This window comes from Microcystis sp. M_QC_C_20170808_M9Col, assembly GCF_007095495.1.
In the GTDB taxonomy this organism is placed as follows: Bacteria; Cyanobacteriota; Cyanobacteriia; order Cyanobacteriales; family Microcystaceae; genus Microcystis; species Microcystis aeruginosa.
In genome coordinates, this window is the sequence record NZ_SFBZ01000095.1 from 1 (window position 1) to 5,807 (window position 5,807).

Below are 5,807 nucleotides of genomic sequence, written 5' to 3' on the forward strand. Positions count from 1 at the left end.
AATTAGGGGTCTCAAGCTCCCCCTAACGGCCACCGAGAAAACCTTCACCAGCTAAGTATTTTTACTCAAGTCTCTGGAGGGGGACAGCTTATGTGACAGTTGAGGGTGCGGAATGTGGGCTTAGATTAGCTGAATCTCCCTCACCCCCCCTTGCCTCATCTAAACAAGCAATTTAAATTACGAACAGCTTAGGCATAATTGATGGAGTGGTCGGGTTTCGTTCCGAAGGCCCAACCGATGAAACTACTGAGGGTCTTCACCCCGACATTTGAGATAAACTCGACCGCGCCAACTTTGGGGACGGGTAAAAGCGGAGATAAAAATGCGGATAACTGCCAGCGGATCCGCTAGGGGAGATAGCCAAAATAATCCTGAAGATAGATTGACTTTTTCGCCCCGATAGTAACTAGGAGAGACAGCCAATAAAAGGGCAAAGCGAATCAATAACAGCAGCAGGTTTAAAGTCAAAACAATTTTTAAACTCAGGAAATCGTAGCCAAAAATGAAAGCTGTGAGCAGTAAAGGCGTGATAATTATCGGTAATCCCTGATTAAGAGCTAATAAAGCTAAATCGCCCCATAATTGACCCTGATAGGCGGCATCTTTGAGGTCAAGAGATCTGCCCCATTCGCGCCACGTTTCCTTGAGTCCTTCGTACATTCGCACGCGAATTAACTTCGCCCCATCGAGAAATCCCACCCGATAGCCTTTCGTTGCCGCTAGACGGGCCAGGGTGACATCATCGCAAAAAGAACCTTTTGCCCCGCTATAACCGTCTAAAGCCGCTAAAACTGACCGCCGGCAGAGAAAACATTGACCATTGGCCATGACTCGTTGGGGATCTTGCTCGCGCACTCCGGCCGCATCAAAGCGATAGAGCAAAGTCATCAATAAAGCCGGCTGTAACCACCATTCTCCCGGATAGGAGAGGATAAATTGCGGCGACAGGGAAACTAAATCGTAACCTTCTGCGATCGCAGCTTGGACTAAACTAGCGACTAAATTTGCTTGGGGTTGGGTATCGGCATCAATGCCCAAAATCCAGTCACTTTTAGGAGAACTAAACAAAAAACCATTGTGTAACGCCCAGGGACGACCTACCCAATCGGGAGGCAAAGGATAATCGGTTTTCAAGCGAAAGCGGGGGTCTTTTGCCGCTATCTCTTTGACTTTTTCCCGCGTACCATCTTGGGAATTGCTATCGACAATCAGAATTTCTCGCACTTCGTAACTCTGTTGACTCAATCCCCGTAAACAACCGTCAATCCTGGCCACTTCGTTTAACGTCGGCACAATCACGCTTACTGTCCCTAACATCTCCGGGGTGGGAGGTTGGGGAGTCAGGGGAGGACGACGACGCGCCCCTTTTAGCAGACGGGAAAGAAGGATAAAAAAGGCAACAGCCTGAGACAGCAGTAGCCCCAGGCAGAATGCACCGAGAATTATCTCAGTTAACAACTTATTTGGCTCCTCTCACCGAAACAACGGGGATTTTTAGGGTTGTTACTTCGCTTGTCGGCACTGTTTGCCCAGAGGCAACAGCCTTGGCGCGATTATAGAGGAGTATTAAAGGCAGAATACCGGTGAGCAATCCTAAGAAAATCGGCGGATAAATACCAGCACCCATACTCATGACCGTCGCAAAGCCAAAATTACCCAAATACATCACAAAAGGCAGGGTTAAATCTTGACTTGGCAGTTTCACCGGTTGCACTTGCCAGATTAAAGTGGCTACCGTCATAAAAACACAGCCTGTACCGAACCAACCGGCAAAATTTTCATAGGGCATCCCAAAGAAGGCCCCCGGTTGTTCCCAAATCCAGAAGGGCATGGTGGTTTGACTCATGGCCGGATCTAGGACAAAATCCCATGAAGTTAATAATACCGCTCCGATAGCGATCGCTCCTAGATTTTGTAGCCACTGGGGTAAAGCAAGAGTGGATAAACCAACACGAGCGATAATATAGGCACTAAAACCGAGATAAAACCAAGATAGGGGGATAGTAAAGGGTACTAAACCCGCAATTTTGTAACCTAAGCCCGAAAGATAACGATAATGACCGAACGGAAAGCCGGTACTGGTTCCTAATAGTTCGCTACAAAGGGATAAACTGATAGCGGGAACCATGAATCCTAACCAGTGCCACACTCCTAGAGTTCGATAGGCATAAACAGCCACGGCTGCCATTCCTAACACCATATACACCACACCCCCCCCGGCCATTGACCAAGCAAAGGCAGTTTTGCCAAAATCTGGTAAATTGGCCACAAATTCGGGATGGGGCAAAACTAGCAACAATCCCGCTAGTCCAAAAGCCATCGATACAATATGACCGATGAGCAGAGCTTTTTCGATCGCAATTAGTCGTCTCATTAAATCTCTAGCACTGCGAAAGGATAATCATTTTCAAGTTTACAAATCTTTATTAAAGAATTATTACCCAGATCGGTCACTTTCGGCAAAAAAGTTTTACAGGGGTTAGGGATTTGCCTGTAGTACTTCTTTGGGAGTCAGTAGGCAGCAGTCAGTGGTCATAATAATCAATCAAATTGTCTATTTAGAGATTTTGTGGTACTTTATACTTAGTTTTTTCATTTTTTCAACCCCCAAAAATTAATTATGCAAGGGGCAATGACTAAAAATGCCTGAAAATATATGTTAACAATGATGCTTTTAGCCCGAAAAAAAGGCATTCTAAGATTAAGTCCTCTCAATCGCCGACCAATTGCAGCGGTTCTTAACAAAACTCTCTCCACCAGACTCACTATAATTAACACAGTAGCCTAGCTAGGGCTTGCTGAATAATGGTAAAACCCTTTTAAAATAAGGCTTTTGACCTGTTAAAATTCGATGTTCATGCTGCGAATATAGGATTAAGACCTTCAAAAACCTGGCATTATCCTTTCTTTAGTACATAAACTGGTACAAAAAAAGAGGGCAACAAAGCCTGAAACGACCGGCTACTGACTCGGAGACTCCTGACTCGGAGACTCCTAACCCCACCAACAAACTTTTTCAGCAAACCCTAGCTATGTCGGCAGAATCTAGACATCGGAGCTTACTTGCCAATCGATACCAACTGGTCGAGTTGATCGGTAGCGGTGCCATGGGACAAGTATATCGAGCAGAAGATAAACTATTAGGTGGCGTAACCGTCGCCGTGAAATTCCTCTCGCAAACTCTCCTCAACAAAAGAATGCGTGAGCGCTTCGAGCGAGAGGCGACTATTTCGGCACTTTTAGGCGAAAAAAGTATTCATATTGTTAAAGTTCGTGATTATGGTGTAGATGACAAGGAAGTCCCCTTCTACGTCATGGAATTTTTGCAGGGGGAGAGCATGAGTGAAATCATCAAACATCAGCCGCTGCCCCTCCCGCGCTTTCTCAATCTCACCCGTCAGATTTGTTTCGGCCTGGAATGCGCCCATAAGGGTATTATCTTCCAAGGGGAGATGTGTCCGATTATTCACCGGGACATCAAACCAAGCAATATTATGGTGATTCAGGACTCAGGATTAGGGGAATTGGTGAAAATTCTCGATTTTGGCATCGCTAAACTCATCCAATCGGGAGAATCCCAAACCCAATCGTTTATGGGAACCTTAGCCTATTGTTCCCCAGAACAGATGGAAGGTAAAGAACTCGATCATCGTTCCGATATCTACAGTTTTGGGATTATGATGTACGAGATGCTCACGGGAGAAACGCCCGTTTTTCCCAATAATCCCTCCTTTGGCAGTTGGTATGAGGTTCACCACTACGCCGAACCCCGTTCCTTTAATTCTAGCTTGCAATTACCGCCAGAATTAGAACAGTTAATCCTGCGCTGCTTGGCCAAAGCCCCCAGCGATCGCCCTTCAAGTGTTACAGATATACTACAACGTCTCGAACGACTTGAACCCCTAGTCAAAAATCAAATAGTCAAAAAAACCGACGATTACACCAGCAAAATCAAAACCCTTGATGATTTAAATCAAACCATTGTTTCTGCTGCTAATGCGAGGGATATCTGTCTCAAGTCCAGTTGGCCCGAGGATAAACCGCGCCAAAAAATTGTCTTCTCACGCTGTCTCCGGGCTGCTGACGGCGTTTTTGCCAGTTTATGGGTAATGTTGGATCGAGAGGATATCGCCGTCCGGGTTGCTAGTGTCCGTTATAATCAATTCCTCTTTTTACCCACACCCCACCCGATGATTCTCTGGATTACTGTCCTCTATCATCGTCAATGGGGACCCCGCTGGTTGCCCTGTTATTTGGACTTAAAAACCCCCCAAGGTCAAAAAATGACCAAAACCCTCGCCGAAACCGGTCAATACTGGATTTTATTTTTCCCCCTCGAAGGCAGCCCTATCTGTGAAAATGTGATCACCGCTAATATTCCCCCCAATCAATGCCAAATTTTGCTGCAATGGGTGACAGATAGTCAATTGACTCAGGTTGGCAACCCGCAAATGAGCAAGCGGATGTTAAAACAGAAACTCGAGCAACTTAAACCCAAAATTCTGGCCAAATTAGATTCAGAATTACCCCCGCAGCCCTAAAAAATTAGGGAGGCATTAACTAACCCCTTTTTTATTGAACAAAGTGGAGGCAATGTTTGTAATAAGTTCGTAGTGGGGCCTACATAGTTCCTGAGTCTGACGAAAAATTTTTCTGAACTTCGGTTAGAATCGAGGAACTGTATGTGATTGCCGTATTTACTGCGTTGACATCCTCGCCGCCGTAAAACGGACGGCGATTCCTCACCACGCCACTTTTTAAGGGTGGTCGCGTCAACGGGGTTGACGCTTCACCGAAAAACGCTTAATTGCTTAAGTCTGACACTTTCTCCGCGTCCGTTTTGAGTGTCCGAATGCCCTCCGGCCACTTTGAACAAGTCGAAAAAATCTCATGTTCAACCTTATTTCCTAGAAAGTTTTACTCGTTCAAGGCCGAATTTGACTTCTTTTCTGAACGAAACCCCCTACTATCTGTGGTCAAGGTTCAGTTTTTAGCTTGGTTATCGCTTTTTCCATTGTAACTTAAAGCCGTCCTAAAAGGACGGGGTTTTAACCCAAATTTTCGATAAACCTATGACTAAACTGCTGCAACAGGCGATCGCCCAAATCCAACAACTTCCGCCCGAACAACAGGATGCAATCGCATCACGGTTTCTGGATGAGTTGAAAGACGAGCAAAAATGGGAAGCTAGTTTTGCTGCCACAACAGATGAGCAATGGGAGCAGATGACTGCGATGGTGCGTCAGGAAATAGCAATGGGTGAAACTACTCTAGCCAGTGAAGTATTTCCGACACAAAAATGAAATCAAGTGTCACCAAAACGTTTCGTAAACAGCTTATTGACATCCTCACCGCCGGGAACGGACGGTGATGACCGGCAGATCGAACAAACTTAATTGAACGATCTTCGGATGGGTTGACGCTTCACAGGATGATGCTACCTTATCGGTAGTCTTACACTTTCCGACCCGTCCGTTTTTTGAGGTCTCCGATTGCCCACCGGCGACCTTGATATTAATTGCAGCGTTTACATCCCTATCGTGGAAAGTCCCACAAAAAAGACATTCCCACTCACGGATATTTAACGCTTTCTTACCGCCGATATTCCCACAACAGGAACACCTTTGAGACGTTGGCTCCCATCGAGAAATTATCCGAAAATCACGCCCATATTTATCAGATTTTGCTGATAGCATATCTCGGAAAGAACGCCATCCTAAGTCTGATATGGCACGGGATAACTTACGATTTTTAACCATTCCCGATGTGTTTAAATCCTCTAAAATTATCGTTTGATTTTCACGAAC

Annotated in this window: 5 protein-coding genes; 2 read left to right on the forward strand and 3 right to left on the reverse strand. The window is 45.6% G+C overall.

Annotated features, from left to right (window positions below):
• Window positions 1-243: 243 nt before the first annotated feature.
• Both cruG and cruF read right to left on the reverse strand, forming a co-directional pair.
• Window positions 244-1,458: a 2'-O-glycosyltransferase CruG gene (gene cruG, locus EWV68_RS06110; protein WP_061431534.1), complete on the reverse strand. Its 1,215-nt coding sequence runs from the start codon at window positions 1,456-1,458 to the stop codon at window positions 244-246.
• Window position 1,459: 1 nt separating this feature from the next.
• Window positions 1,460-2,374: a gamma-carotene 1'-hydroxylase CruF gene (gene cruF, locus EWV68_RS06115; RefSeq protein ID WP_287169194.1), complete on the reverse strand. Its 915-nt coding sequence runs from the start codon at window positions 2,372-2,374 to the stop codon at window positions 1,460-1,462.
• A gap of 658 nt (window positions 2,375-3,032) precedes the next feature.
• On the opposite strand from cruF, the gene EWV68_RS06120 reads away from it, so the two are divergent.
• Window positions 3,033-4,541 carry a serine/threonine-protein kinase gene (locus EWV68_RS06120; protein WP_287169196.1) on the forward strand — a complete coding sequence of 503 codons (1,509 nt, stop codon included), beginning with the start codon at window positions 3,033-3,035 and terminating at the stop codon, window positions 4,539-4,541.
• Window positions 4,542-5,072: 531 nt separating this feature from the next.
• Entirely contained in the window at window positions 5,073-5,303 is a 231-nt protein-coding gene (locus tag EWV68_RS06125) for a hypothetical protein (protein WP_002784101.1), read from the forward strand.
• Window positions 5,304-5,348: 45 nt separating this feature from the next.
• On the opposite strand, the gene EWV68_RS06130 is transcribed toward EWV68_RS06125, so the two are convergent.
• The coding region (locus EWV68_RS06130) for an RNA-guided endonuclease TnpB family protein (RefSeq protein WP_287169198.1) at window positions 5,349-5,807 on the reverse strand (459 nt) is incomplete at its 5' end.

Coding starts and splice junctions, on each gene's coding strand:
- cruF (WP_287169194.1), bottom strand. CDS start 2,374: ATGAGACGACTAATTGCGATCGAAAAAGCTCTGCTCATCGGTCATATT.
- EWV68_RS06120 (WP_287169196.1), top strand. CDS start 3,033: ATGTCGGCAGAATCTAGACATCGGAGCTTACTTGCCAATCGATACCAA.
- EWV68_RS06125 (WP_002784101.1), top strand. CDS start 5,073: ATGACTAAACTGCTGCAACAGGCGATCGCCCAAATCCAACAACTTCCG.